The organism is Streptomyces sp. NPDC056452 (genome assembly GCF_042796085.1).
Taxonomy (GTDB): Bacteria; Actinomycetota; Actinomycetes; order Streptomycetales; family Streptomycetaceae; genus Streptomyces.
This window is the reverse complement of the sequence record NZ_JBHTRI010000048.1, coordinates 20,918-47,714: the sequence shown is the minus strand read 5'-3', so window position 1 is coordinate 47,714 and position 26,797 is coordinate 20,918. Positions and strand designations below refer to the sequence as shown.

The 26,797-nt window shown below is 69.9% G+C and carries 20 protein-coding genes; 12 read left to right on the top strand and 8 right to left on the bottom strand.

The features are described from left to right. Positions 1-106 precede the first annotated feature (106 nt). A complete protein-coding gene (locus tag ACFQ6X_RS33010; protein WP_383187080.1) occupies positions 107-1,306 on the bottom strand; it encodes an endonuclease/exonuclease/phosphatase family protein in 1,200 nt (399 codons plus the stop codon). A gap of 249 nt (positions 1,307-1,555) precedes the next feature. Between ACFQ6X_RS33010 and ACFQ6X_RS33005 the strand changes: the two genes are divergently transcribed. From ACFQ6X_RS33005 to galU, 4 genes are read left to right on the top strand one after another with little or no spacing between them, the layout of a single operon-like run. Then, positions 1,556-2,587 (top strand): NAD-dependent epimerase/dehydratase family protein, encoded by a 1,032-nt coding sequence (locus ACFQ6X_RS33005; protein WP_383187077.1) that lies wholly within the window; start codon positions 1,556-1,558, stop codon positions 2,585-2,587. Between the two features lie 27 nt (positions 2,588-2,614). Further along, positions 2,615-3,559 carry a UbiA prenyltransferase family protein gene (locus ACFQ6X_RS33000; protein ID WP_383187074.1) on the top strand — a complete coding sequence of 315 codons (945 nt, stop codon included), beginning with the start codon at positions 2,615-2,617 and terminating at the stop codon, positions 3,557-3,559. Then, entirely contained in the window at positions 3,556-4,668 is a 1,113-nt protein-coding gene (locus tag ACFQ6X_RS32995) for a glycosyltransferase family 4 protein (protein ID WP_383187073.1), read from the top strand. The genes ACFQ6X_RS33000 and ACFQ6X_RS32995 overlap by 4 nt, the downstream gene beginning before the upstream one ends. Beyond that, complete coding sequence (gene galU / locus ACFQ6X_RS32990; RefSeq protein ID WP_383187070.1) at positions 4,665-5,588, top strand: UTP--glucose-1-phosphate uridylyltransferase GalU; 924 nt, start codon at positions 4,665-4,667, stop codon at positions 5,586-5,588. Before ACFQ6X_RS32995 ends, galU begins: the two co-directional genes overlap by 4 nt. A 123-nt stretch (positions 5,589-5,711) precedes the next feature. Here the strand turns inward: galU and ACFQ6X_RS32985 are convergent, their stop codons facing one another. The 5 genes from ACFQ6X_RS32985 to ACFQ6X_RS32965 form a co-directional block, all read right to left on the bottom strand. Next, positions 5,712-7,562, bottom strand: a complete 1,851-nt coding sequence (locus tag ACFQ6X_RS32985) for a BTAD domain-containing putative transcriptional regulator (RefSeq protein WP_383187068.1) — start codon at positions 7,560-7,562, stop codon at positions 5,712-5,714. 26 nt (positions 7,563-7,588) lie between these two features. Next, positions 7,589-8,611: a glycosyltransferase family 2 protein gene (locus tag ACFQ6X_RS32980; RefSeq protein WP_383187065.1), complete on the bottom strand. Its 1,023-nt coding sequence runs from the start codon at positions 8,609-8,611 to the stop codon at positions 7,589-7,591. Positions 8,612-9,280: 669 nt separating this feature from the next. Continuing rightward, positions 9,281-10,192: an oxidoreductase gene (locus ACFQ6X_RS32975; RefSeq protein ID WP_383187063.1), complete on the bottom strand. Its 912-nt coding sequence runs from the start codon at positions 10,190-10,192 to the stop codon at positions 9,281-9,283. Between the two features lie 24 nt (positions 10,193-10,216). Then, positions 10,217-11,230 (bottom strand): glycosyltransferase family 2 protein, encoded by a 1,014-nt coding sequence (locus tag ACFQ6X_RS32970; protein WP_383187060.1) that lies wholly within the window; start codon positions 11,228-11,230, stop codon positions 10,217-10,219. Further along, positions 11,227-12,345, bottom strand: a complete 1,119-nt coding sequence (locus ACFQ6X_RS32965; protein ID WP_383187058.1) for a hypothetical protein — start codon at positions 12,343-12,345, stop codon at positions 11,227-11,229. The genes ACFQ6X_RS32970 and ACFQ6X_RS32965 overlap by 4 nt, the downstream gene beginning before the upstream one ends. Positions 12,346-12,729: 384 nt before the next feature. Here ACFQ6X_RS32965 and ACFQ6X_RS32960 point away from each other — a divergent pair, with 384 nt between their 5' ends. Continuing rightward, a complete protein-coding gene (locus ACFQ6X_RS32960; RefSeq protein ID WP_383187056.1) occupies positions 12,730-14,922 on the top strand; it encodes an RICIN domain-containing protein in 2,193 nt (730 codons plus the stop codon). Between the two features lie 12 nt (positions 14,923-14,934). On the opposite strand, the gene ACFQ6X_RS32955 is transcribed toward ACFQ6X_RS32960, so the two are convergent. Further along, positions 14,935-15,696 carry a hypothetical protein gene (locus tag ACFQ6X_RS32955; protein WP_383187053.1) on the bottom strand — a complete coding sequence of 254 codons (762 nt, stop codon included), beginning with the start codon at positions 15,694-15,696 and terminating at the stop codon, positions 14,935-14,937. A 185-nt stretch (positions 15,697-15,881) separates the two neighbouring features. Here ACFQ6X_RS32955 and ACFQ6X_RS32950 point away from each other — a divergent pair, with 185 nt between their 5' ends. Further along, a complete protein-coding gene (locus tag ACFQ6X_RS32950) occupies positions 15,882-16,238 on the top strand; it encodes a hypothetical protein (RefSeq protein WP_383187050.1) in 357 nt (118 codons plus the stop codon). A gap of 159 nt (positions 16,239-16,397) precedes the next feature. Next, the gene (locus ACFQ6X_RS32945) at positions 16,398-17,879 is read left to right on the top strand and encodes an amidase (protein ID WP_383187048.1); all 1,482 of its coding nucleotides are present in this window, start codon (positions 16,398-16,400) and stop codon (positions 17,877-17,879) included. Positions 17,880-17,930: 51 nt separating this feature from the next. Here ACFQ6X_RS32945 and ACFQ6X_RS32940 read toward each other — a convergent pair whose 3' ends face one another. Beyond that, positions 17,931-18,911 (bottom strand): carboxymuconolactone decarboxylase family protein, encoded by a 981-nt coding sequence (locus ACFQ6X_RS32940; protein ID WP_383187046.1) that lies wholly within the window; start codon positions 18,909-18,911, stop codon positions 17,931-17,933. A gap of 168 nt (positions 18,912-19,079) precedes the next feature. On the opposite strand from ACFQ6X_RS32940, the gene ACFQ6X_RS32935 reads away from it, so the two are divergent. The 5 genes from ACFQ6X_RS32935 (at position 19,080) to ACFQ6X_RS32915 (ending at position 26,796) form a co-directional block, all read left to right on the top strand. Next, entirely contained in the window at positions 19,080-20,261 is a 1,182-nt protein-coding gene (locus ACFQ6X_RS32935; RefSeq protein ID WP_383187043.1) for a sensor histidine kinase, read from the top strand. Beyond that, positions 20,258-20,962 (top strand): response regulator, encoded by a 705-nt coding sequence (locus ACFQ6X_RS32930; RefSeq protein WP_383187040.1) that lies wholly within the window; start codon positions 20,258-20,260, stop codon positions 20,960-20,962. The genes ACFQ6X_RS32935 and ACFQ6X_RS32930 overlap by 4 nt, the downstream gene beginning before the upstream one ends. Before the next feature lie 101 nt (positions 20,963-21,063). After that, entirely contained in the window at positions 21,064-23,283 is a 2,220-nt protein-coding gene (locus ACFQ6X_RS32925) for an NADP-dependent isocitrate dehydrogenase (protein WP_383187037.1), read from the top strand. Between the two features lie 715 nt (positions 23,284-23,998). Further along, positions 23,999-25,570, top strand: a complete 1,572-nt coding sequence (locus ACFQ6X_RS32920) for a polysaccharide lyase family 1 protein (protein WP_383187036.1) — start codon at positions 23,999-24,001, stop codon at positions 25,568-25,570. A 371-nt stretch (positions 25,571-25,941) separates the two neighbouring features. Next, positions 25,942-26,796 carry an ABC transporter ATP-binding protein gene (locus ACFQ6X_RS32915; RefSeq protein WP_383187033.1) on the top strand — a complete coding sequence of 285 codons (855 nt, stop codon included), beginning with the start codon at positions 25,942-25,944 and terminating at the stop codon, positions 26,794-26,796. Position 26,797: the final 1 nt, after the last annotated feature.

The following is a 26,797-nucleotide window of genomic DNA, read 5'->3' as shown; positions in this document are numbered from 1 at the left end:
CGGGTCGCGCACCAGGAGCCGATCGCGGGGAACTCGGCACCGCCCCCCCCCCCGCGACGAAGCGTCGCGGGGCGGAGGCAGTTGCCGAGTTCCACTCCTCCCGCGGTCAGCGAGGCCACAGCGTGATGCGCTGGACGCTGTGATCCGAGAAGCCCTTCGAGTCGAGCAGGTCGTAGCGTGAAACGGCGACATTCGAGGTCGTGAAGAGCCAGTCGAGCCGCCAGACGCGCTTCCCGGACGGCCAGGATGCGGGGTAGAGCGACGGGAGTGCGTGCGACTGGTCGACCAGCCGGTCGGGGATCATCGACTTGATTCCCATCGCGGCGGATGTGTTCAGATCGCCGCCCAGAACAATGCGGTGGGGATTGTCCGCGACATCCTTACGAATGGCCTCATAACTGGCCCGACGCATTTCGAAGTTGAGCCGGTCGACCTCGAACATGCTTCCCTCGGGGCCGTTCTGAAGACGCATCAGCCGCTGAGGTGGCTGGAACAGATGGGAGTTGTAGAAGGACACGGTTTTTCCGTTCACTCGAATGTCCGTCACTTGTGTCTGCGACGAATAGAAGAGCGGACGGTCCCGCAGTGCGTCCGGAACGGGCTTGAGGTCGTCGGGCAGCCATGTGGTCGTGTCCAGCCAGCGGTGCCCGACGACCGGCAGTCGGGACAGGGTGACGTTGCGGCCCTCGATCACGACCTCGTAGCCGGGGAACTCCTTGCGCAGCCGGGCCGTCTGGTCGATGCCGCGAGCCTGGGCCCAGTGCGTCTTGGTCATGTCGACGTGCGCGTACTCCTGGAGCAGGTACACATCGGCATCGAGGCCGCGGAGGAACGCGTAGAAGCCGTCGGTGGTGTGCGGGCCTCCGGGCTGGAGGTCCTGGTCCCAGTACTGGGTGTTCCAGGTGACGAGCTTGATCGCGTCGGAGGGCGCCGACGGGGGCGTGTACCACAGGGTGCTGAAGTTCAGCCCGGAACAGCTCAGGCCGAGCACGAGCGCGAGCACCGGCGCGGCGGTGAGGCGCCACCGCACGGGCCGTGCCAGCTGCGCCACGGCGATCAGCGCCAGCGGGACGAGAGCGAAGGCCAGCGGCGGGATGACGTCGAAGGGGCCCCACCAGTAGAACCGGTTGCTGAGGATCCGGTGCAGCACGACGAAGGCCAGCCACGCGGTGCAGGCAAGGACGGCCAGGCGTACGCGCCAGGGCCGACGCCTGCGGCCCGCCTGCGCCGCCCCGTCCGACCGCGTCGCGTGCTCCGCCCGCTCTTCTTCGGTGATGGATGGTTCGACGCTCGCAGTCTCGCTCACGGACTCACACTTCTCCCCGGTCGCTGGTCGTATCAGCCTGCAGATCCTCGCACCGTGACCTTGCCCCGACCTTGGGGCGACCGCCAAGACCGGTGCAATCAACGGTCGGTAAGGTCCGACTCCTGGCCTGGCGAGAATGAGCCAGTGCGGTCCGGAACCTGTCGCGCCAGGTCAATGCCCCGGTAGATCGCACGTTGTTCCTCGACGGGCCCTGCGAGTGCGGTACGTGCTTGATGAAAGGGACGTGAAATGAACATTGTCGTCACTGGCGCGGCCGGAATGCTCGGCACTGCCCTCCTGGCCCGGCCCTGGCCCGGCATCGAATGGACGGGCGTCGATATCCGCCCCCTCGCACCCGGTGCCGGTGACCGTGCCGCATACGTCCGGGCCGATGTCCGCGACACGGCGGCGCTGATCAACGCCTTCCGCGGCGCCGACGTGGTCATCCACTCGGCCGCTGCCCTGCCGAGCCACCGCGCCGCCGACATCCGGTCGGTCGACGTGGACGGCACCGCTTCGGTCGTGGAGGCCGCCCGACACGTCGGCGTGCAGCGACTTGTGCACATCTCGTCGACCGCCGTCTACGGCCTGCCCCGCCACTGCCCGACCCCCGAGGACTACCCGTGTGAGCCGGTGGACGCGTATTCCTCCGCCAAACTCGCCGCCGAACTGGTCGTGCTGCGCGCGCGGGAGCAGGGCCTCTGCGCGCCGATCCTGCGGCCCAAGACGTTCCTCGGGCCGGAGCGGCTGGGACTCTTCGCGATGTTGTTCGAATGGGCCGATGAGGGGCGCAACTTCCCCCTGATGGGTGGTGGCCACGCCGCCGCCCAGATGCTGGACGTCGACGACCTCTGCGAGGCGATCCGGCGCGTATGCGAGGGACCGGACAGTGCTGTGAACGACACCTTCAACATCGGTGCCACCGAGTTCACTTCGCTCCGCGACGACTTCCAGGCGGTGCTCGACGCCGCAGGCCACGGGCGGCGGGTCGTCACGGTCCCGGTCGGGCCGGCAGTCGTGGTGCTGCGAGCCCTCGCGGCCCTGCGTCTCTCGCCGGTGTACGGGCGTCTGGTGCACAAGCTGACCCGTGACTCCTACGTGTCGACGGACAAGGCACGTGAGCAGCTGGGCTTCACCCCCCGCGTCAGCAACAGGCAGGCGCTGCTCAGGACGTACGAGTGGTGGCGGAGCGCGGGCCGCGCGCGGCGGAGCCCCAGCGGCAGGACGCACCGTGACCCGTGGCGGCAGGGGGCCCTGCAGCTCGCCAAAGCATTGTTCTGACCGACCGTCACACCAGGGGAGACGTTCATGGATCACTACGTAGGTCCGGACAGGCTTGCGCTCGACGTTGTGGAAGGACCCATCGCCGCCCGGCGGGTGAGGACCTCTGGGGCCTATGTGGCGCTCTTACGGCCCCGTCACTGGATCAAGTGCTCCCTGGTGCTGGTGGCACCGATAACAGCCCCGCCGGAGGTGATCCCGCACCTCGGCGGGATCGTCCTGACCCTGCTGGCCTTCCTTTCCGCCTCCTCCACCGTGTACGTCCTGAACGACCTCCGCGACTGTGCGGCCGACCGGCTGCATCCGGTCAAGAGGCTGAGGCCGCTCGCGAGTGGCGACGTGAGTTTCCGGGGTGCCGTGGCCGTGCTGGTCGCGCTGCTGCTCGTCACGGTCGGACTGCTCGTCGCGGTACCGCCCCTGGCGGCGCTGATACTCGGGGGCTATGTCCTCATGAACATCTGGTACACCCTGGCCCTCAAGCACCAGCCGCTCGTCGACGTCTCCGTGGTCGCCGCCGGTTTCGTCCTGAGGGTCCTCGCCGGAGCGGTTGCCGCCGGTCTGGACGTCCAGCCGCTTCTGCTCATCTGCGTCTACTGCGCGTCCGTGGCCCTGTCGTTGGGCAAACGCCGACACGAACTGGCCGGCCTGGCGTTGGCCGGGGAGAGGCACAGACCGGCGCTGTCGGCGTACTCGGTGCCGTTCCTGGACCACGTGGTCGTCCTGAACCTCGTCGCGGCCCTGATGTGTTACTTGGCCACGATGTGGCAGCTGAAGCCGCCGTACGGGAAGGTGGGAGCCGCGCTCACCTTCCCGTTCGCGGCGTTCCACGTCACCCGCTACCTGCAGATGCTCATCGTGGAGCGCTCCGGCGGGGACCCGGTCGACGACCTCATGCGCGACCGGCAGATGCGGCTCAACCTCGGCCTGTGGACCGCGGTCCTGGCCTCGACCTTCCTGGCGAGCTTCCTGTGACCTATGACGTCTGCATCGCGGTCAACTACTACGCGCCCTACGTGAGCGGTCTGACCGAGACCGCCCGGATCGTCGCCGAGGGGCTCGCAGCCCGCGGCTGGAAGGTCGCCGTCGTCGCCACCCGCCACGATCCGCAGCTGCCGCTGCGCGAGAGCCTGAACGGCGTGGACGTCCATCGGTGCCCGGTCATCGCCTCGATCGGCCGAGGCCTGGTCAGCCCCTCGTTCGCCCGTACGGTACGGCGGCTGAGCAGGCGGTCGCGCGTGCTGCACCTGCACCTGCCGATGCTCGAGGCCGGGCTCATCACGGGGCCGCGGCTGAAGATCCCCGTCGTCTCGACCTATCACATCGACCTCTGGCTCCCGCCCGGCGCGGTGGCCCGGGCCGCGACAGCGGCGGTCAGTGTCTCGTCGGCCGTCACGGTGCGCCGGTCGGCGGCGGTCGTGGTCAACAGCGACGACCAGGCCGAGCACTCCCGGATGTGGCCGAGGCTCCGCAACGCACGACGATTCGCGATTGCGGCCCCCTGCCTGGACCGGAGAGGCGGGTCGGCCGTGTACCGGCAGACGCCCGGGCCGCACATCGGCTTCCTCGGGCGCATCGTGCCCGACAAGGGACTGCCCTACCTCCTTTCCGCGTTCAGCGGGATCGATGACCCCGACGCCCGGCTGCTCGTGGGCGGCGACTACGTGAACGTGGCGGGAGGCAGCGTCATCGAAGAGATCCGGGAGGCCGCCCGGAAGGACCCGCGCATCAGCATCCTGGGCCTGCTGCGGGGACAGGAGATCGCTGACTTCTACGCGTCGATCGACGTCTTCGCGCTGCCTTCGATCGCGGAGTCGTTCGGGATCGCCCAGGCCGAGGCGATGATGTGCGGCGTGCCCTCGGTCACGACCGATCTGCCGGGCGGGCGCTACCCCGTGGTGGCCACCGGCATGGGGGCTGTCGTCCCGCCGCGGGATCCCGTGGCGCTGCGCGAGGCCCTCCTGGAGACACTCGGCTGGGATGCGGCCGTGCGCAAGGACGGGGCCGAACGCGCCAGGAACCTGTTCGGCCTCGAAAGCTGCCTCGACCGGTACGCCGCCGTTCTGAAGGAAGTGCAGGCATGAGCGCATCATCCGCACAGGGCTCCCGGATCACGAAGGCGGTCATCCCGGCGGCCGGTCTCGGCACCCGCTTCCTGCCCGCCACCAAGGCCACCCCCAAGGAGATGCTGCCGGTCGTCGACAAGCCGGCGATCCAGTACGTCATAGAGGAGGCCGTCACCGCCGGCCTCTCGGACATCCTCATGATCACCGGACGGAACAAGCGTCCACTCGAAGACCACTTCGACCGCAACTACGAGCTGGAGGAGACCCTGCGCCGCAAGGGCGACGACGCCAGGCTCGACCAGGTGCAGGCCTCGAGCGAGCTGGCCAACATCCACTACGTCCGGCAGGGCGACCCGAAGGGACTGGGCCACGCGGTGCTGTGCGCCGAGGAGCACGTGGGGGAGCAGCCCTTCGCGGTGCTCCTGGGCGACGACATGACGGACCCGCGCGACCCGTTGCTCACCCGCATGATCGAGGTGCAGCAGCGTCACGGCGGCAGTGTCGTCGCGCTGATGGAGGTCGCCCGTTCCCAGCTCCACCTCTACGGCTGCGTCGCTGCCGCCCCGAACGGGGACGCCGATGTCGTCGCCGTCAGCGGCCTGGTGGAGAAACCGAGGCCGGCGGACGCCCCCAGCAACCTCGCGATCATCGGCCGCTACGTGCTGGACCCGCGGATCTTCGAGGTGCTGCGCAAGACCGGTCCGGGCCGCGGCGGCGAGATCCAGCTCACCGACGCCCTGCAGGCACTGGCCGCCGACCCGTCCCTGGGCGGTCCCGTACACGGTGTCGTCTTCCGCGGCCGCCGCTACGACACCGGGGACCGCGCCGACTATCTGCGTGCCATCGTCCGCCTGGCGTGCGAGCGCGAAGATCTGGGACCGGACTTCAGGACCTGGCTGCGCAGCTACGTTCAGCAGGAGATGCCCCAAGGGGTGTGACGGCGCGAGCGGAAGGTGCCCGGCCGACCTGCCCGGGGGGCGCGGTGACGACGTCGTTGTCGTTCCGCTGTCCCGGGCCGCCGTCGTGACCATCCGGTCCCGGCGAGGCCCTGCTCCCGCTGTTCAGCACTCCTGGGCGAACAACCGCAGGAGATCGTTCATCTGGTAGCGCCCCGGTGAGACGGACTCCAGGAGCTGGGCGTCGACGAGCCGCTCCAGGCACAGTTCCGCGCGCGCATTGGACTGGGAGAGCAGCCGCGCGGCGTCCGAGAGGCTGACCACGGGCTGGCTGCACCCGCTGAGCAGCTTGAAGGCCTCCGCGGCCGCCCGCATGGCCGGATCGGCATTGCCGGAGAGCCGCCGGTAGGAGCCGGACAAGCTGGCTCGTACCCCGATGCCTTCGATCTCGAGGTTGTCGAGCCGCCGGGCCTCGTCGGCGAGGCGGGCGTGCAGCTCGGCCAGGGGCCAGCTCGGCCGGGACACGAGGCGGGCCGCCGCGGTGGTCACGGCGAGCGGCAGGCACTGGCACAGCTTCACGATCGCTTCGGCCGCTGCGGGTTCGGCGGCCACCCGGTCCGCACCCGTCAGCCGGCCGAGAAGAGCGACGGCCTCGTGCACCGGCAGCGGCCGGACAGGCAGCTGGCCGGCTCCGCCCAAGGCGGACAGCGGCTGCCTGCTCGTCACGATCACGCCGAAGCCGCCCCCGTTCAGCAGCAACGGCTTTATCTGGTCCGAGTCGGAGGCGTTGTCGAGCACGAGGAGCATCCTCCGGCCCGCCACCAGGGAACGCAGGAGAGCGGCGGCCTCATCGGCCTGCACGGCCGGCGGCGGCGGTTCCGTACCGAGCGTGCGGAACAGGCGGGCCAAGGCCTCCGACGGGCTGAGCGGTGGCGCCCCCGTGTCGCTCCCGCTGAGCTCCACGTACATCTGGCCCTCGGGATAGCGGTGGGCGAGCTGATGCGCGGCGTGGACGGCGAGGGCCGACTTGCCGACACCGGCGGCTCCGTGGATGCTCACCAGCGGTGTCGCAGCCTGCGGCCGTGGTGTGGCGAGCGCGTCCTGGATCCAGGTCAGTTCCTCGGTCCGGCCCACGAAGTGGGCGACGTCCATGGGGAGTTGGCGGGGGAGCGGCGCGGAGCCGATGGTGGTGCCCTGGTGGGGGGTCTGGAGCTCGCCGCGTAAGACGGCCATGTGCAGGTCACGCAGCTGCGGGCCGGGCTCGTGCCCCAGTTGCTCGGCGATCTGCTCACGCACGGCGGCGTAGTGCTGCAGAGCCTCCGAGGTACGGCCGAGCGCGCACAGCGCGCGCATGTACAGGTCCTCCAGCGGCTCGGCGAGCGGATACGAATCCAGGACCTTGGCCAGCCGGTCGGCGACCGCCTGGGCGTTACCCAACCGCAGCTCATCAGCGGCCCAGGCACTCGCGATGCCTATGAACTGCGATTCCGCGTTCCGGCGTATCGTGCTGGCCCAGTACCCCATCAGATTCACCAGCGGCCGACCGCGCCAGAGGCCCATCGCCTCGCGCAGCGCGAGTACGCGCTGTTCCCCGTGTGCGGCGCGAGCGTCCTCCGCGAGGGAGCCGATGTGGTGCAGGTCGACGTCCCGGTGGTCGATCTGCAGAACGTATCCCTGCGCCCCCTTGACGAGGGGCACCGGCTTCGCGGCGGACTCCTCGGCCCGTGCGGCCCTGGTCAGGAAATGCCGCAGCCGGGCTATATGGGCATACAGGGCGCTGCGTGGCGCGTCGGGTGTGTCCTGCCCCCAGACTCGTTCGATCAGGGCGTCGATGGGAACCGGGCTGCCGGCATCCACCGCCAACGCCGCCAGCACCAGGCGTCTTTGGCGCGGCCCCACATCCAGGGACCGACCGGCCACTTCCACATCCATCGGACCCAGCAGTTTGATTCTCATTGTCCCCCGTCTTTCGGCGAGATCGCGCTGGGAGCGCTCCCAAGGCGATGCGTACGCCATGCCAGAAATGGTACGAAAGGTCAGAGTCATGTGGCCGCTAGGCCATTACGGTATCGCCGCCGGAAACGCGGGTCGACGAGGTAGCGCAGCGCCCCGGTCAGGCCGCCCGCCGAAACAGCGAGTCCGTAGAGGTAGTTCAGTGCCGTCGTCACCAGGACCATGCGCCAGCCGGCGGCGCGCCGGACGTAGCCGAGCAGCGGGAGGTTCGCCCAGAGGAACCAGGCAAGACCTGCCGCAGGAAGCACCGCGAGCGCGGGTGCGAGGAGCGGCAGGGGCGCTGTCGCCGCGGTGAGGGTGATCGCGAAGATCTCCGGCGGCCGGTGCAGCGCCTCCCGCTCGGGCTTGAGGTCACGCTGCAGGAAGATCAGGGGCACCAGCGACACGGCCCGGCCGAAGCGCTTGCGCAGCACCGACGACATCCGGTCCTCGTCGTCGTGGTAGCCGACGACGTCGAGCGCACGGACCACCGGGAAGCGCCCGGAGATCCGCAGGCCGTACTCGTGGTCCTCGTTGGCCCACTGCCCGGTGAGCCGCTCGTCGAAGCCGCCGAGCTCGTCGACGACCCAGCGGCGGATCGCCCCGACCGCGAAGTGCCCGGTGAGCACGGGGCGGGGCTGGATCTGCCGGAAGTGGCCGTGCAGCACCTGGACCTGTTCCACGACGCTGTCGTCCACGAGCGGCCGGTCGCCGTAGATGCCCCAGGCCGCGGCGCACTCAGGGCTCTCCTCGAGGGTCCGGACGGCGTTCGCCACGGCGCTGGGAGCGAGCGCGACATCGGAGTCGAGGAAGAACAGGACATCGCCGTGGCCGGCGGCGATGCCGCGGTTCCGCGCGATTCCCGCCCCGGAGTTCTCCGTGAGTCGGACAACGGTGCACTCGTACGCGTCGGCGATCGACGCCGTCTCGTCGGAACTGGAGTCGTCCACGACGATCAGTTCAATGGGTGAGTACGTCTGTGCCAGCACTGACTCCAGGCACAGCGCGACGGTCTTCGTGCTGTTGTAGCAGGGCACGATCACTGACACGAGTACGTGTCCGGATCCAGTCACGTCAGCTCCACGGAAATGAGGTCAATGCCCCTGACTTCAGGGCAATGTGATGGAATGGGGATCAGTACAACACCGTCTGACGAGTAAGCCACAGTGCTGTCGTACCTGCGACTCGTTTTCATCGCCGGGCTCTCCTCCTTGTCGTTCATCCGTGAGCCGGACATTCATCAAGGTAGTCGGTCGCTCAGCCGCGCTGACGTGAGTTCTTGAAAACGTTCGAGGCGGCCGCCGGGCGTTGCCCCGCTATGTGGACACCTGCGAACTATGCAACCGAGTTCAGACTCACCGATTTTTGGCCGATCGTATACTCGACAGGGCTGCTGCGGCCGTGCGGAATGGCGGCCTCAATTGTTGTGCCGGGCAGGCCGGGAGAACGCCGCCGCACGCCCATCGGAATTCGCCGGACACCTTTGGGCGCAACTCGGCCACGAGCAAACACCGGGCGGTGACGCCGTATCCGTGCCGGTGCTCCGTCCGGTGGACACGTTCGTCCTCGCGCCGGATGCGGAAGGCCGCCGCTGTCGTCGCGGGGGCGTGTCGCACGCCCGAGGGGCGGCCTCTTGGAGACCGCCCCTGACGACACCGGTACCGGCTGCACCCGTCATCGAACCCGGAGCGGTACGCATGCCGCCGCGCCCGGAAACGCCAAGATCCCCGACAGGGCCGAGCTCAGGAAGGGCTCCCCCCGGCGGCGAAAGCGTCCACCCCGGTCAGCTCGGCCGACAAGGCCCAGAGCCGGGCGGCCTGTTCCCGGTCCGCGGGCTCGTCGAACCGGCGGTCCACCGCACCGTGGTGACAGTAGGAGCCGCCCGCGCCGGCGAGCTCGGGCGAGGTCGCCGCCCACACCTGGGTGGCGGCACCCTGTTCGGGCGACCGGAACTCGGGCAGCAGCGGAGTCCCGGCGTCGTCGATCCAGCCCGCGGCAATCATCTCCTCGGTGGTGAGGTGCCGTTGCAGCGGCGTGAGGATGTAGCCGGGGTTCACGGAGTACGCCTGCACGCCCGCCGAACGGCCCAGGAGGTCGAGCTGGGCCGCGAACAGCGCATTGGCGAGCTTCGACTGCGCGTAGGCCGCCCACTTGTCGTAGCCCTGCCCGAAGTGCACGTCGTCCCACTGGATGGTTCCCGTCGGGCTCACGCCCGACGAGACGGCAACCACGCGCCCACCCCGGACGATTGCCGGAAGGAGCCGGTTGACGAGCGCGTAGTGGCCCAGGTGGTTGACCGCGAAGTGCGCCTCCCAGCCCGGCCCGACACGGGTCTCCGGAAGAGCCATGACACCGGCACCGTTGATCACGATGTCAATGTTCCGGCCCGAAACGAGGAAGCGGTCCGCGAAGTCGGCCACGCTCTTCAGGTCGGCGAGATCCAGTTCGTCGACTTCGACGTCGAGGCCGTCGAGTGCTTTCTGCGCGACTTCCGGGCGGCGGGCCGGAACAATGACATGGGCGCCGGCATTCACCAGTGCCCGCGTCGTTGCCAGACCCAGACCGGAGTAACCTCCGGTAACTATGGCCAGCTTCCCGTGCAGGTCGATATCGACCAGTGCGTCCGCGGCGGAACTGTCGATGGTAAGTGTCATGCGTGCCTCAGCTTTGCGGGATGGTCAGGCAGGGGTATTCACGCCGTAGAGCCGACGTACCGAACGGGGAAACAGCAGACCTTGCAGGATTCCGATCCCTGCGGCGAGTGCGGACGTCAGCGTCACCAAGAGGTGGAGCACCGTGAATTGGAAGCCGAACAGGACTCCATGGTGCCGATACGCGTACGCGTATGTCCGCCAGTCGAGCAATATGCCCACGGAAAGAGTGGCTGCCGTCGCGAGCAGGGCCAGCGGGCCGAACAGCGGAACGCCGAGGAGGCTGAGGGCCGCAGTCAGGACGAAACCGCTGCCGAGCGCGCGGTAGCTCGTGCCGGCACCGCCGGGCAGGGACCGCAGGCGTACCCAGTTGGGGGCGCCGATCCGCGTGCGCTGGAACACCTTCGTCAGCATGACGCGCAGTGTGCCGTCGTGGTCGTGGCGGCCACGGACGGACGAGGTCGCCCACACGGAATAGCGCTCGTTGAGGCGGAAGCCGTAGTCCTGCTCCTCGGTCCAGCGCAACTGGTCGTTGAACGGGCCGATTTCACGGAAGACGGCAGTCCGGATCGCGAAGAGGGCCGAGTGCAGGCCCGGGATCAGACCGTCCACCTCGTTGAACCAGACGTACTGCTGGATCGCCCGGTACTTCTTGACAACGCTGTCCGGAAACAGGGACTCGGCCTGGTACATACCGCAGACCGCACCGAGGTTGTCATCCGCGAGGAGGACCTCCACCGCTTTGGCCACCGCGTCCGGTGCCAGGGCGACGTCGGAGTCGACGAAGAAGAGCACCTCGCCGCGGGCGGATTCCGCCCCGAGGTTGCGAACCGTGGAGACACCGCGGTTGACCGGACTCTCCAGCACCGTAACGCCCAGCCGGCGTGCGATGGCGACGGAGTCGTCGGTGCTGCAGTCGTCCGCCACGATGACCTCGATCGCGGGGTACGTCTGGCCCTGCGCCGCCTCGATGCACGCCGCGAGCGTCCGGGCGTAGTTGTAATTCGGGATTATCACCGAAACGAGCGGTGCCTCAGTCATTGCTCCTCCGAATTCGTCTTCTCAGTCGTCAACAACTGGCGATGCAACGGTGGCGACCCTAGCTGTCCGGAGCTTGGCCGGATCTTGGCCCGGCTTCGCGCTGCCCGAACCGGCGAAGCGGGGGAGCCCGCGCGCCGCCGGAGCACCTCGGTCACCGCCAACCCCAGTGCGCCCGTGATGAGTTCGCTCACGGCCACGACCAGTCGGCTGATGACCGCCACCACGCCCGCCGCCGGCAGCGGAAGGACCGCGCCGAGTGCGCTCAGCAGGATCACCTCGCGGACGCCCAGACCATCGGGCGTGAAGACCGCGAAGACACCGGCGGCCGCACCGAGGGCGAACGCACCGACGCACAAGGGCAGTGAGCGGGCGGGTGGGGCCCCCAGCGCGATCGCCAGGCACCACAGCTGAATTCCGCCGAACAGCCAGGAAAACATCTGGATCACCACGTTGCGGCGGATGACCCGTCCCGGCAGTGTGATCGCAGGTGGGGGGCGCCGGCGCAGCCTGGCCACCAAGGTGGCGGCCTCGTTGACGAGTTGAGGCCGTAGCAGGATCACCACCAGGGGCACTGCCGACGCGGCCGCCAGCCAGGCCTCCGATCCGCCGAGCACCTGGGGCCCTGCCACCAGCCCGGCCGAGGCCGCGGTCAGGAGTCCGATCACCAGCGTCAGCAGCCACGCCGTGGCCGTCCGGGCAGCCGGTATTCCCATCGCCCGGCCCATCTTCACGCTGAGCACGAACCCGAAGACCTTGCCGGGCATGTACTTGGCGAATTGGCCGACGAAGAAGATGCGGGCCGCACCCACCGCTGTGAGCCCACTGCCCTCGGCCGCGGGCGCGACATCCGCGTTGACGGCCGACAGCATCGACCACCAGGCAAGCAGGGCCGCCAGCACCGCGACAGCGTTCGCGAGCATCGCCAGCCCGACCAGAAGCGCGAAGGATCCCGGCGGCCGGCTGCGCATCTCCGTGGCGAGGACGGACCAGTCCTGGCCACGTACGAACATCGTCACCGCTACGGCCATGCCCACGAGCAGCACGGCCGTGAACGCTCGCTGGAGGAGTCTGGCCGGACGGGAGCTGCGAACCCCGAGTTCCTGGGTGTCCGCCATGTCTCACCGACCCGCATAGTTCGGCTGGATCATGGAACCGACCGTAAGGGAACGGTTCTTGGCAAGTCCTTGGCCCGTCCCTGACGAGTGCTTCCTGGTCCGCGCTGCCGCCGGGCATCCGACTTCCCCCGCTTCGGTCCCGCTTCGACGTCGGTCGGTTCGTCAGTGTGATGACTGTTCTGCCATGTGATTCAAGAAGTGAACGAGCCGGGATGTCAAGACCCTGGTATGGACCAGTAATGAACCAGCAGGTGAAGGGAGTTGACGCCGCGTCCGGCATCGAACGGCCTGAATTCACCTTTCGTACGCGCACTCTTGACGCGCTCAGGGAACAGGCCTAACTTCACGGCCTAAAGTAAGCCCCCCACCGCGCAGGAGACACGTATGAGAACTCGGTCCAGACCTCGAGCCACCCCGCTGCTGGCCCTGGGCGGCCTCCTCGCCACGCTGGTCACCACCGCCGTCTCGGCGCCCACCGCGCAGGCCGCCGCCCTGCCCGACGGATGGGCCACCGTCACCGCGAAGCACAGCGGGAAGTGCGCGGACGCCGCCGCGGCGGGCACCGCCGACGGCACCGCGGTGCAGCAGTACGCGTGCAACGGCAGCACCGCACAGCAGTGGCAGTTCCAGGCGACGAGCGACGGCTACGTCCGCGTGAACAACCGCAACGACGCGTCCAAGAGCTGGGACGTCACCGATGTGTCCACGGCGGACGCGGCGCCGGTGCAGCTGTGGTCGTACTCGGGTGGCGCCAACCAGCAGTGGCTGCCCGTCGAGGAGGCGGGCGGTACCTACCACTTCGTGAACCGCAACAGCGGCAAGTGCCTCGATGTCCCCTCGGCCTCGACCGCCGACAGCATCCGCCTGCAGCAGTACACCTGCAACGGTTCGGCCGCCCAGTCCTTCGGCGTCGACTCCACCGACGTACCGCCGCCCGCAGGCACCCCCGACCTCGGCCCGAACGTCACGGTCTTCGACCCGTCGATGACCAAGTCGGTCGTCCAGGCCAAGCTCAACCAGGTCTTCAGCCAGCAGGAGGAGAACCAGTTCGGCCCGCAGCGCCAGGCCCTGCTGTTCAAGCCGGGCAGCTACGACGTGGACGCCAACGTCGGCTTCTACACCCAGGTCGCGGGCCTGGGCCTGTCGCCCGACGACGTCACGATCAACGGCGCCGTGCACGCCGAGGCCGACTGGTTCCAGGGCAACGCCACCCAGAACTTCTGGCGGTCCGCCGAGAACCTCTCCGTCAACCCGACCGGCGGCACCGACCGGTGGGCCGTCTCCCAGGCCGCTCCGTACCGCCGCATGCATGTGCGCGGCAACCTGCAGCTCGACGACGGCGGCTGGTCCAGCGGCGGCTTCATGGCCGACTCGAAGGTCGACGGCCAGGTGCGGTCCGGCTCCCAGCAGCAGTGGCTCTCACGCAACAGCCAGTGGGGAAGCTGGACAGGATCCAACTGGAACATGGTCTTCGTCGGCGATGTCAACGCCCCGGCGAACTCCTTCCCCAACCCGCCGTACACCACGGTCGCGCAGAGCCCTGTGACCCGTGAGAAGCCCTTCCTGTACGTGGACGGGGCCGGCGCCTACAAGGTGTTCGTGCCCGCTCTCCGTACCAACTCCCAGGGCACGACCTGGGCATCGGGCACCCCCGCCGGGCAGTCGCTCCCGCTGGACCAGTTCTTCGTGGTCAAGCCCGGCGCCACCGCGTCCGCCATCAACGCCGCACTCGCGGCCGGGAAGGACCTGCTGTTCACCCCGGGTGTCTACCACCTCAACCAGACCCTCAACGTGAACCGCGCGAACACCGTCGTCCTCGGACTCGGCCTCGCCACGGTGATCCCCGACAACGGAATCACCGCGATGAACGTCGCCGACGTCGACGGCGTCAAGATCGCCGGACTGCTGATCGACGCGGGAACCACCAACTCCCAGACGCTGATGCAGGTCGGCCAGCCCGGCGCCACCGCCCGGCACACCGGCAACCCCATCTCGCTCCACGACGTCTTCTTCCGCATCGGGGGCGCGGCGGTGGGCAAGGCGACCCAGAGCCTCGTCGTCAACAGCTCGGACGTCATCGGCGACCACATGTGGCTGTGGCGGGGCGACCACGGCAGCGGCATCGGCTGGAACAGCAACACGGCCGACACCGGGCTCGTCGTCAACGGCACCGACGTGACGATGTACGGCCTGTTCGTCGAGCACTACCAGAAGCACCAGGTCATCTGGAACGGCAACGGCGGGCGCACCTACTTCTTCCAGAACGAGATGCCGTACGACCCGCCCAACCAGGCCGCCTGGATGAACGGTTCAACCCGGGGCTACGACGCCTACAAGGTGTCGCCGTCCGTCACGACCCACCAGGCCTGGGGGCTGGGGAGCTACTGCTACTTCAACGTGAACCCCTCGGTGGTGGCCGAACGGGCCTTCGAGGCGCCCAACAACTCGGGCGTCCGCTTCCGCAACATGGTGACGGTCTCCCTCGGCGGCACGGGGACCATCAACCACGTCATCAACACCACGGGAGGACCGTCCAACTCCGGGAGCAACGTGGCCAACCTGGTCGCCTACCCGTAGGAACGGTGTTCCTCAGACGGGTGCTGGTGTCCTGCCCAGCAGGGCGCTGACGTCCACCGTGTCGTCCGCCGGCGGCGTGGCCGTGGGCACCGGCTTGTCGAAGCCGGAGAAGTCCACGGCCGCGTCCGCCCCGTTGCCCCGCAGGGTGATCCGCACCGGGTAGGGCTTGCCCTCGGAAGCCACGTACAACGTCAGCTCCTGGTCGTCCCCGGTCCTGGTGACGGGGACGGCCCGTACCCCGTCGACCGTCGTGCCGGTGCCCTTGGTGAGCGTCCCCCCGGGGGCGTCGGCGTTGTCGGAGAGCAGCTCGCGGAACGTGTCGAGATCGCACACCTGCACCAGGGGCCGCAGCCTGGAGTCCGAGGCCTCGCCCTTCATGTACCGTCCGGCCAGAATCGCTTCGAAGGTCGTGCCTCCGACCGGGACCTGGTTCTTCCAGAAGTTCGAATCCGGCTTCAGCCAGACCACGTCGCCACGCTTGACGATCTCGACCGAGCCCTCGTCCTTGCCCAGGTCGATACCGCCCACGCAGTTGCCGTTCCGGTCCAGCGTGAGGTCGACCGTCATGGGGGAGCGCCCCTCGCCCAGGTCGCCCTCCGAGTGCAGGTGCAGCGACCGGGCGTCGAGCAGTGCGTCGCGGGAGCGGTCGGCGATCTCCCGGGCGGGGAGCGACTCGATGTCGTCGTCCGCGTGGGCCACCGTGCCACTCGTCACGGTGAGTACGACCACCGCCGCGCAGGCGGCCGCACGGGCGGTGATGCGCTGTCCGGTCACGGCGCCTCCTCGGAAACAGCCCTGTCCGGGCCTCTTTCGAGCGTGCGTTCCCCCGAAGCGAGCGTACGCCCGAGACCCTTCGCCCGCGCGGCGGAAGGATGTACGGAGTGTGAGGTTCGGCGCTGTTTTCGGTTACGGAACGTGGGGGAGAGCTGCCGTGAAGAGCAAGGGATCAAAGGGGAGACATGAAGAAGCCGTCCAAGGGGAACACCGTCCGCGCCCTGCTGCGCGGTGCGGCCGTGACGGGCCTGACCGTGGCGCTGGCCGTGCCGGTGACCGCAGCGGTCGCCGTCGCGCCGGCCGCGGCGCCGCCCGGTCTGTCTTGCGACACCGGGAAGCACGCGATCGACGACTACACGGGGTACGCGCTCTGCCGGAACAACGGATCGGCGCCGCAGACCTTCTGGGTCCATCTGGTCTGCGGCTGGTCCCCGGATGTGGACGGTGAGCACGTCACGCTGAACCCGGGCCAGTCCGGACAGTCGACCGCCCACTGCGCCGGTCTCGGTTCGGGGATCGGCGAGATCCATGTGAGGCCCTAGGCCTTCGTGCTGTCCGCGCCGCGCGCGGCGCGGACAGTCCTTCCGCCAGGCATGCTTGAGCGGGCCCCGCCCCCTCGTTACTCTCCAGTAGGACCGCTCGGGCGGCCCCGGGGCGGACCTCGGGGACCGTGCTCCGGCGGCAGCGAGGAGGCGGCAGCGATGTCTTCGGCAGACCCCGCGGAGCGGACCGGACCGAGCAGGCCCGACGAACCGGCCGAACCGTCCGGACTCGTCGGCAGCGCACAGGAACTCGCCGAGGGCCGGACGACCTCCCAGGAGCTCGTCGCCGCCGCGCTCGCGCGCATCGAGGCGAGCCGCGACACCCTCAACGCCTTCCGCAACCTGCGGACCGACGCCGCACTCGCCGAGGCCGCCGAGGCCGACCGGCGGCTCGCGGCCGGTGAACGGCTTCCCCTGCTCGGGGTGCCGGTCGCCGTCAAGGACGACACCGATGTCGCCGGTATGCCCACCCACTTCGGCTGCGCGGGCGACCTGCCGCCCGTCACCGCCGACAGCGAGGCGGTCCGCCGGCTGCGCGCGGCCGGAGCCGTCATCGTGGGCAAGACCAACTCCTGCGAGCTCGGCCAGTGGGCCTTCACCGAGGGGCCCGCCTTCGGCGTCACCCGCAACCCGTGGAACACCGCCCACACGCCCGGTGGTTCGTCCGGCGGCTCCGCGGCAGCCGTCGCCGCGGGGCTCGTCCCGGCGGCACTCGGTTCGGACGGCGCAGGCTCCATCCGCATCCCCGCCGCCTGGACCCACCTCGTCGGCATCAAGCCGCAGCGCGGCCGCATCTCCGTCCACCCCAACAGCGACGCCTTCCAGGGCCTCACCGTCAACGGCCCCCTCGCGCGCACGGTCGCCGACGCGGCCCTGCTCCTGGACGCCGCCGCGGGTCCGCACCCCAATGACCCGCACCGGCCGCCCGCCGTCAGCGCGTCCGCAGCCGCCCGCCGCGACCCCGGCACGCTGCGGATCGGCCTCGCCCTGCAGCCCCCGCTCACCCTCACCCGCAACGCACCCCACCCCGAGGTGGTGCGCGCCGTCACCGCACTCGCCGAGGTACTCGCCCGCCTGGGCCACCACGTCGAGGAGGCCCGCCCCCGCTACGGACTCATCGGCCTCTCCTTCGTCCCCCGCGCCACCGCCGGAATCGCCGAACTCGCGGCCCTGCACCCCGACCCCGCGCTCCTGGACCCGCGCACCCGCAGCGCCCTGCGCACCGGCACCCGCCTCGGCGGCCGGGTCGTCCGGGCGGCCCGGGCCCGCGAGGTGCGCCAGCACCGCAGGATCGGAGCCTTCTTCGACACGGGCACGAACAGCGGATACGACGTCCTGCTCACCCCGACCACCGCCGCCCCGCCGCCCCGTGTCGGCACCTTCGACCACCTGAGCGCGTGGCGCACCGACCTGGCGATGACCGCGGCATGCCCCTACGCCTGGCCCTGGAACGTCCTCGGCTGGCCCGGCGTCAACGTCCCGGCGGGCTTCACCCGCGACGGCCTGCCCCTCGGCGCCCAGCTGCTCGGCCCCTCCCGCAGCGAGGAACGGCTCGTCTCGCTCGCCGCCCAGCTGGAAGCCGATCAGCGCTGGTACGAGCACCGGCCGCCCAGGGACGAGCTCGTCAGGCCGCGTTCCTGATCACCGGCCCGGTGCCAGGATCACCGGGACCGTGCCTCGCTGCGGCGACGCTCATGCCCGCTCCCCGGCCGCCGTCCGCAGGGTGGCCCCCACCCGCTCGACGGCGCACATGGCGCCGAAGGCCACCAGATGGACCAGACAGTGATCGGTGAACGGAGGCACACGCCAGGCCGCCACGTCCTCGTCGGTGATCCGGTACGGGGCGCGCGCCGCGAGCAGGGCGAGCCGGGCGCCCGGCCGCGCCGCCCGGTCGGGCAGGGCTGCGGTCAGGGGCAGGGGCGTGACACCGTCCCAGCCGGCCACCGACTCCCGTACGAACGCGGCGTCCTCGTCGCTCAACAGGCCCGCACCCAGCTGCGCGGCCGTGCGCAGCGCGCCGTACGCCGTGCCCACCGGGGTGGCCCCGGCCCACTGCGGCGCTGCGCCGGCCGTGTCGAGCAGCGCGAGACTGTCCCCCGGCCGCAGCTCGCGGCGCACCGTGCGGGCCAGCGAACGGCCCGCCGTGCTCCGCACCAGCCGGTACTTCTCGGCGCCGCCCGGCAGCATCACCTCGGACAGCAACGAGGACACGACGCGGTTGATGAAGTGGAAGGCGAGCGCCGTCCCCACGTACTCGGGTGCCTCCCGCGCCGGGAAGGGCTGCGGCGCACTCATGTCCTTGCCCCAGGCCAGCAGTCGGCGATGTCCCGGCTCGTCCGGCTCATCACCCCGCAGGATCGTCTCGGCCAGCCGGTGATCACCGGTGGCGTGCAGCAGCACGGCGTGCGCGTGCACACAGAACGGGCAGCGGTTGGCGAGCGAGACCCCCGCCGCCACCACCTCCTTCCCGGTACGCGACGCCTGCCCGGCCAGCAGGGACTCCCGCATCAGGGCCCAGGTGGCGGTGAGCAGCGGAGGGGAGGCGGACAGGACGACGAAGGTCGTGGCGTCCTTGATGCCGAAGTCGGTGGCGAGCTGGGCGTAGACGTCGGCCACCACCCCGGTGGCCGACTTCGGAGGTACGGGCGAGGTGTATCGGAAAGGTCCGGTCATGGCGACGATGCTCGTCCCCGCCACCCGCTCCCGTCGTCGTACGGCGGAAGGCAGTCCGGGCTGCGCCGGCCCGACGGGCGGGCGGCCGCACTACTCCCCGGGGAGCAGCCCGGACCCCCTCCCGGAGGACGACGCGCCCCCAGCCGTACGGGAGTTAGGGTGCGGCTCATGCAGGTGCAGGGGGACATCGACCGGCGGGCACTCCTGCTGGACACGGCAGGTGCCGCGGCGATCGGCGCGGCCGTGACCGCCGCTGCCCGGGCGGCGTCCTCGCCGGACGTCCTCGACCTGCTGCTCGTCGCGGCCGGCTCCCTCGCCCTCGCCGCACACCGGCAGGCACCCCGCACGGTGCTCGCCGTGACCACCCTGAGCATGTTCGCGTACGTCGTCCACGCCCACCCGGGCAGCTGGGTGGCTCTGCCCGTCGTGGTCGCCGTCCACGCCGCGGCGCGCAGCGGACACCGGGCGCAGGCGGCCGGGGCCGGGGCCCTGTTCCTCCTCGGCTACTTCGTGGTGCTGCTCGTCGCCGTACCGGGGGTCCAGGACACCGTCGAGCGGACGCTGCTCCTGCTCGGCTGGTTCCTCTGCGCAGGGGTCACCGGCCTCATCGACAAGAACTGGCAGGCCTACCTGCGCCAGACCGAACAGCGCGCACTCGACGCCGAACGGACCCGCGAGGAGACCGCGTTGCGTCGCGCCGGGGAGGAAAGGCTGCGTATCGCCAGGGAGTTGCACGACTCCCTGACCCACTCCATCTCGATCGTCAAGCTCCAGGCGGGCGTCGCCGTCCACCTCGCCCGCAAACGCGGCACCGAGGTGGAGCCCGCCCTGCTCGCCATCCAGGAGGCGAGCGGCGAGGCGATGCGTGAGCTCCGCTCGACGCTGGAGGTGCTGCGCACGGACGTGCTGGACCCCGGCACGGGGCTGGACCGCATCGACGAGCTGGCCGAACGGGCACGGGCCGCGGGCATCGCGCTCGTGGTCACCGTCGACGGTGCCGAACGGCCTCTTCCGGCCGATGTCGGCGGAGCGGCGTACCGCATCGTGCAGGAGGCCCTGACCAATGTGGCCCGGCACGCGGACCGCGCCGAGACCACCGTCCGCCTCCTCTATACGGACTCGGCGCTCGAGCTCCGCGTCGACGACCGGGGACCGTGTCTGCCCGGCGACCGCATCACCCCGGGCACCGGGCTGACCGGCATGCGGGAGCGCGTCGCCGCGCTCGGCGGCACCCTCGAAGCCGCGCCCGGTGCGCACGGAGGCTTCTCGGTACGTGCCGAGCTGCCCCTGGAGCCAGGGATGCCGGCGAAGTCCGAGGTGTGCGGGGGGTCCAGGGGGTCCGCAGGATGATCCGCGTGCTGATCGTCGACGACCAGGCCCTCATGCGCGCGGGATTCCGGGCCCTGCTGGAGGCCGAGGAGGGCATCGAGGTCGTCGGGGAGGCCGCCGACGGACGCCGGGGCGTGGAGCTGGTCCGCCGGTACACCCCGGATGTGGCGCTCATCGACGTACAGATGCCCGTGATGACCGGCATCGAGGCGACCCGCGAGATCGCCGCAGACCCCCTGCTGGCCGATGTGCACGTCGTCATCCTGACGAACTACGGCCTCGACGAGTACGTCTTCGACGCCCTGCGCGCCGGCGCCGCCGGATTCCTGCTCAAGGACACCGAACCGGCCGAGCTCCTGCGGGCCATCGAGGTCGCGGCCCGCGGCGACGCCCTGCTGTCGCCCGCCATCACCCGCCGGCTCATCGGCGCGTTCGTCTCCCGGCCCCCGGACCGTGCCACCGCACCGGGCCTCGAGGCCCTCACCCGCCGCGAGCGCGAGGTCACCGCCCTGGCCGCCCGGGGGCTGACCAACGAGGAGATCGCCGCCCACATGGTGATCAGCCCGTTCACGGCCAAGACCCACATCAGCCGCGCCATGATCAAACTGGGCGCCCGCGACCGGGCGCAGCTGGTCGTCTTCGCGTACGAGTCCGGGCTGGTCGAGGCACGCAGGCTGCCGGGGGTGCAGGGGTCCGCCCCGTCCGGGGCCGGACGCGACTGACCGGTTCCGGCCGAAAACGGGGGCGGGCCCCTGTGGAGAGGGGGGCGGGCACGAGATATCTTGATGTCAAGCAATGTTGCAGACGTGGAGCGGAGCACCCGGTGACTGACTCGACCATCATCTATACGCACACCGACGAGGCCCCTGCCCTGGCGACCTACTCGTTCCTGCCCGTCGTCGAGGCCTACGCCTCGACCGCAGGGGTCACGGTGGAGAGCCGCGACATCTCCCTGGCGGGCCGGATCATCGCCAGCTTCCCGGAGCACCTCGAGGCCGGTCAGCGTATCGATGACGCACTCGCCGAGCTCGGCGAGCTGGCCAAGGCTCCCGGCGCCAACATCATCAAGCTGCCGAACGTCTCGGCGTCGATTCCGCAGCTGAAGGCCGCGATCGCGGAGCTGCAGGGGCAGGGCTACGCACTGCCGGACTACCCGGACGACGCGAAGACCGACGCGGACAAGGACGTCCGCGCGCGCTACGACAAGATCAAGGGCAGCGCGGTCAACCCCGTCCTGCGTGAGGGCAACTCCGACCGCCGGGCCCCCGCCTCGGTCAAGAACTACGCGAAGGCGCACCCGCACCGCATGGGCGCCTGGACGGCCGACTCGAAGACGAACGTCGCCACCATGGGCGTCGACGACTTCCGGTCCACCGAGAAGTCCGCCGTCATCGCCGAGCCCGGCACCCTGCGCATCGAGCTCGTGGGCGACGACGGCACCACCACCGTCCTGCGCGATTCGGTACCCGTCCTGGCGGGCGAGGTCGTCGACGCCGCCGTGATGCGGGTGGCCGCGCTGCGCGAGTTCTTCACCGCGCAGATCGCCAAGGCGAAGGCCGAGGGCGTGCTGTTCTCCGTGCACCTCAAGGCCACGATGATGAAGGTCTCCGACCCGATCATCTTCGGCCACGTGGTGCGCGCGTTCTTCCCGAAGACGTTCGCCGAGTTCGGTGAGTCGCTCGCCGCGGCCGGCCTGACCCCGAACGACGGTCTCGGCGGCATCCTCAAGGGCCTGGAGGCCCTGCCCGAGGGCGCGAAGATCAAGGCGTCCTTCGAGGCCGAGCTCGCCGAGGGCCCCGCCCTGGCGATGGTCGACTCCGACAAGGGCATCACCAACCTGCACGTCCCCAGCGACGTGATCGTCGACGCCTCCATGCCGGCCATGATCCGCACCTCCGGTCACATGTGGGGTCCGGACGGCCAGGAGGCCGACACCCTCGCCGTCCTGCCGGACAGCAGCTACGCGGGCGTCTACCAGGTCGTCATCGACGACTGCCGCGCGAACGGCGCCTACGACCCGGCCACGATGGGCTCGGTGTCCAACGTCGGCCTCATGGCGCAGAAGGCCGAGGAGTACGGCAGCCACGACAAGACCTTCGAGATCCCCACCACGGGTACGGTGCGGGTCCTGGACGCCGCCGGCAACGCGGTGCTCGAGCAGGCCGTCGGCGCCGGTGACATCTTCCGGATGTGCCAGGCCAAGGACCTGCCGATCCAGGACTGGGTCAAGCTCGCCGTCACCCGCGCCCGCGCGACCGGCAACCCGGCCGTGTTCTGGCTCGACGAGGACCGCGCGCACGACGCCAAGCTCATCGAGAAGGTCCGCACGTACCTCGCCGACCACGACACCGACGGTCTCCAGATCGAGATCATGTCGCCGGTGAAGGCCACCGCGTTCTCCCTGGAGCGCATCCGCCGCGGCGAGGACACCGTTTCGGTCACCGGCAACGTACTGCGTGACTACCTGACCGACCTCTTCCCGATCCTCGAGCTGGGCACCAGCGCGAAGATGCTCTCCGTCGTTCCGCTCATGAACGGCGGCGGACTGTTCGAGACGGGCGCCGGCGGCTCCGCGCCGAAGCACGTCCAGCAGCTCGTCAAGGAGAACTACCTGCGCTGGGACAGCCTGGGTGAGTTCCTCGCCCTCGCGGTCAGCTTCGAGCACCTCGCGCAGACCACGGACAACGCCCGCGCCCAGGTCCTCGCGGACACGCTGGACCGTGCGACGGCCACGTTCCTCAACGAGGACAAGTCGCCCAGCCGCAGGCTCGGCGGCATCGACAACCGCGGCAGCCACTTCTACCTGGCGCTCTACTGGGCGCAGGAGCTGGCGCAGCAGACCGCGGACGCCAAGCTCGCCGAGGCGTTCTCGACGCTGGCCAAGACCCTGGCCGAGCAGGAGCAGACGATCGTCGACGAGCTGATCGCCGTGCAGGGCTCGCCGGTCGACATCGGCGGCTACTACCAGCCCGACCCGGCGAAGGCGGCGGCCGTCATGCGTCCGTCGGCCACCTTCAACCAGGCCATCGCGACGCTGGGCTAGTTCCGGCACCGCTCCCCGGGAAGCCCCCTGGAAGCGCAAGCACCGCCCCGGCAGGCACCCGCCTGCCGGGGCGGTTTGCGTTGTGGCCGGGAGGTCTCGGGGCGCCCGGGCCGGCTCTCCACTCGGACGTGCCGGCCTTGAACCTCAACACCAAGGAAAGTGCAGGGTGTTGGGAATCGGACCCTCGTGAGGCGGGTCGCGGTCCGGAGGAGTCGGCCGGTGAGGGCGAAGTTCATGTCCTGGAACGATGACCACTCTTATGAACATCCGCGGTGTCTTTTCCGCGGCGATCGGTCCGTCCGGAGCGTGTCGGCCGGGAAGACCTGCGGCTGGAGTGCCGGGCGGCGGGAACAGCCGCTCCGGAGCGGCGGACGGGTGGGGCGGCGTGGCGGCCCGAAGCGTGGCGGCCCGCATTCCGTATGTGACAAGAACCTTGTCAGCCCGGCGGGAGCAGACCTATCCTCGCGGACAGAAAGCGCTTTCCTCGTTCGCGAGCCTCGTTCCGGTTGATGCGGTTTCCACGGCATCGACCGCGACTTTCGCATGGGCCGGTACCGGCGCGGCGGAACCGTCGGCCCGGCCGTGTCGAGGAGGGCACCCGCAAACGGACCGACGAGGGACTGCCCGGCGGCAGGACGCAGGCTCGAAAGTTCATGGATATGACTACCGTACGAGTACCAACACCCAGAGTTCGAAGACGAATCGGGAGATGGACATGAGACGACCAGTCGCACTGCGACTTTCTGCGGCGCTCGCCACGACGGCCCTGGCGGCCGCGGCAGGTGTGGTTGTGTCGATGCCCTCGGCATCGGCAGCAGTGACCGGCAGTGCCACCGGCTACGCGAGCCAGAACGGTGGGACCACCGGCGGTGCGGGCGGGCAGACCGTGCGTGCCACCACGGGCACCGCGATCCATCAGGCCCTGTGCGGCCGGGCCAGCGCCAGCACCCCGATCACCATCGAGGTCGAGGGCACGATCAACCACGGCAACACCGCCAAGGTGTCGGGCGACAGCTGCAACACCGCCGATGGCGTCATCGAGCTCAAGCAGATCAGCAACGTCTCGATCGTCGGCGTGGGCAGCGGGGCCGTCTTCGACCAGCTGGGCATCCACATTCGTGAGTCCAGCAACATCATCATCCAGAACGTGACCGTCAAGAACGTCAAGAAGTCGGGCTCGCCCACGTCCAACGGCGGCGACGCCATCGGCATGGAGAGCGACGTCCGCAACGTCTGGGTCGACCACACCACCCTGGAGGCGTCGGGCGGTGAGTCGGAGGGCTACGACGGCCTCTTCGACATGAAGGACAACACCCAGTACGTGACGCTGTCCTACAGCACCCTGCGCAACTCCGGCCGCGGAGGCCTCATCGGGTCCAGCGAGACCGAGCTCTCCAACGGCTTCGTGACCTACCACCACAACCTGTACGAGAACATCGACTCCCGTGCGCCCCTGCTGCGCGGCGGCATCGCCCACATGTACAACAACTACTACCTGAAGCTCAACGAGTCCGGGATCAACTCCCGGGCCGGGGCCCGCGCCAAGGTGGACAACAACTACTTCAAGGACTCCAAGGACGTCCTGGGCACCTTCTACACCGACGCGGCCGGCTACTGGCAGGTCGCGGGCAACATCTTCGACAACGTGACCTGGTCCGCCCCCGGTACCGACACCAACCCCGCCGGGCCCAACGTGCAGTCCACGACCACGGTCAGCATCCCCTACTCCTTCAGCCTCGACGCGGCCAACTGCGTGCCGGACATCGTGGGCCAGACGGCAGGTGCCAACAAGGGCCTGAAGGTGTCGAACGGGAGCTGCACGCCGACGAACCCGTCGCCGAACCCGACCACCCCCACGCCCGACCCGACGACCCCGACGCCGGACCCCACCACTCCCACGCCGGACCCGACCCAGCCCAGCGGGACCAACCTCAGCCTCGGCGCCGGTGCCGACGGCTCCAGCAAGGCCAGCGGGACGAGCTTCGGCAACGTGCGTGACGGCAACCTGAGCACCTTCTGGTCGCCGGCCGGCTCGACCGGTTCCGTCTCGGTCAAGTGGTCCTCCGCCACCACCGTGGCCCGCATCAACATCCGGGAGGCATCCGGTTCCGCGGGCAGCATCGGATCCTGGAGGGTCCTCAACGGCGACACCGGTGCCGTCCTGAAGTCCGGCACCGGCGCGGGCGCCATCACGGTTCCCAGCACCTCGCTCAGCAAGATCACCTTCGAGATCACCGGCTCGACCGGAACGCCGAAGGTGGCCGAGTTCGAGACCTACGCGAGCTAGTGGACGCGGTCCCGTCGTCCGGGACCGGCACCATCTGGATCCACCGGGCTCGAAGCGGCTCGGACGGCGGCGACACCATGGCCGCCGTCTGCCGCTGATCACCCGGAACGGGGGCCGTCGCATGCGACGGCTCCCGAATTCGTTGTGCGGGAACGGAGTATGACGCCAAGTCAGCTGCTGTCGGGCCGGTCATCGATCCGCCCCGCAGCTCGCGGCGGAACAGGCTGCCGCCTGCGGTGAGGTGATGGTTCGTTTCCGGCCACCCGGTCGCGCGGGGGCCGGTTTTCGCCCTGAGGTTAGGTTAGGCTAACCTCTGTCGGGTGATCGTGACTGCACCCGACAGAGAAGAATCGCCACCGCCTCGCGGCGTCGTGGCAGACCCCGGCGTTCCCGCCGCGGGTACCGCTGCCCCGTCCGGCCTCGCCGCCACGGGAGTCACGGTCGCCTATGACGGCGTCGACGTCGTACACGAGGCGGACCTCCGTCTTCCACGAGGGCAGGTCACCGCGCTGATCGGCCCGAACGGGAGTGGGAAGTCCACCCTGTTGCGTGCCGTCGCGCGCCTGCACCGGGCCCGCAGCGGGAGCGTGACCGTCGGTGCCGACGGTGACCCGATCGACGCCCTCGCCCTCTCGCGCACCGATTTCGCCCGGCGTGTCACGTTGCTCGCGCAGAGCCGAACGACCCCGGCCGGCCTCAGCGTCCGCGAAGTGGTGGGCTTCGGACGGCATCCGTACCGCAGCCGGATGCGGGGGAGCGACCCGGACGGGGCGCGGCTCGTCGAGCACGCCCTCGCCGTCACGAACGTCATCGATCTCGCCGACCGCGGCGTCGAGAGCCTCTCCGGCGGCCAGCTGCAACGCGTCTGGTTCGCCTGCTGTTTGGCGCAGGACACCGACGTGCTGCTGCTCGACGAACCGACGACCTATCTCGACCTGCGCTACCAGGTGGAGATCCTGGACCTCATCCGGAGCCTCGCCGACACGCACGGCGTGACCATCGGGGTCGTCCTGCACGACCTGGACCAGGCAGCCGCGGTGGCGGACCAGGTCGTCCTGCTGTCCTCCGGACGCGTCGCCGCCGCCGGAACCCCCGCCCAGGTCTACGAACCCGGGCTCCTGACCGACACCTACGGCATCCGTATCGAGGTCGAACCCGACCCTTCGACGGGCATCCCCCGCACCCGCGCGGTGGGAAGACACCACCTTCGGCTCGAAAGGCCCTGAA

Excerpts from the sequence above, each read along its gene's own strand:
- ACFQ6X_RS33005 (WP_383187077.1), top strand. The coding sequence starts at position 1,556 with ATGAACATTGTCGTCACTGGCGCGGCCGGAATGCTCGGCACTGCCCTC.
- ACFQ6X_RS33000 (WP_383187074.1), top strand. The coding sequence starts at position 2,615 with ATGGATCACTACGTAGGTCCGGACAGGCTTGCGCTCGACGTTGTGGAA.
- galU (WP_383187070.1), top strand. The coding sequence starts at position 4,665 with ATGAGCGCATCATCCGCACAGGGCTCCCGGATCACGAAGGCGGTCATC.
- ACFQ6X_RS32985 (WP_383187068.1), bottom strand. The coding sequence starts at position 7,562 with ATGGCGTACGCATCGCCTTGGGAGCGCTCCCAGCGCGATCTCGCCGAA.
- ACFQ6X_RS32975 (WP_383187063.1), bottom strand. The coding sequence starts at position 10,192 with ATGACACTTACCATCGACAGTTCCGCCGCGGACGCACTGGTCGATATC.
- ACFQ6X_RS32970 (WP_383187060.1), bottom strand. The coding sequence starts at position 11,230 with ATGACTGAGGCACCGCTCGTTTCGGTGATAATCCCGAATTACAACTAC.
- ACFQ6X_RS32965 (WP_383187058.1), bottom strand. The coding sequence starts at position 12,345 with ATGGCGGACACCCAGGAACTCGGGGTTCGCAGCTCCCGTCCGGCCAGA.
- ACFQ6X_RS32960 (WP_383187056.1), top strand. The coding sequence starts at position 12,730 with ATGAGAACTCGGTCCAGACCTCGAGCCACCCCGCTGCTGGCCCTGGGC.
- ACFQ6X_RS32950 (WP_383187050.1), top strand. The coding sequence starts at position 15,882 with ATGAAGAAGCCGTCCAAGGGGAACACCGTCCGCGCCCTGCTGCGCGGT.
- ACFQ6X_RS32945 (WP_383187048.1), top strand. The coding sequence starts at position 16,398 with ATGTCTTCGGCAGACCCCGCGGAGCGGACCGGACCGAGCAGGCCCGAC.
- ACFQ6X_RS32940 (WP_383187046.1), bottom strand. The coding sequence starts at position 18,911 with ATGACCGGACCTTTCCGATACACCTCGCCCGTACCTCCGAAGTCGGCC.
- ACFQ6X_RS32935 (WP_383187043.1), top strand. The coding sequence starts at position 19,080 with ATGCAGGTGCAGGGGGACATCGACCGGCGGGCACTCCTGCTGGACACG.
- ACFQ6X_RS32930 (WP_383187040.1), top strand. The coding sequence starts at position 20,258 with ATGATCCGCGTGCTGATCGTCGACGACCAGGCCCTCATGCGCGCGGGA.
- ACFQ6X_RS32920 (WP_383187036.1), top strand. The coding sequence starts at position 23,999 with ATGAGACGACCAGTCGCACTGCGACTTTCTGCGGCGCTCGCCACGACG.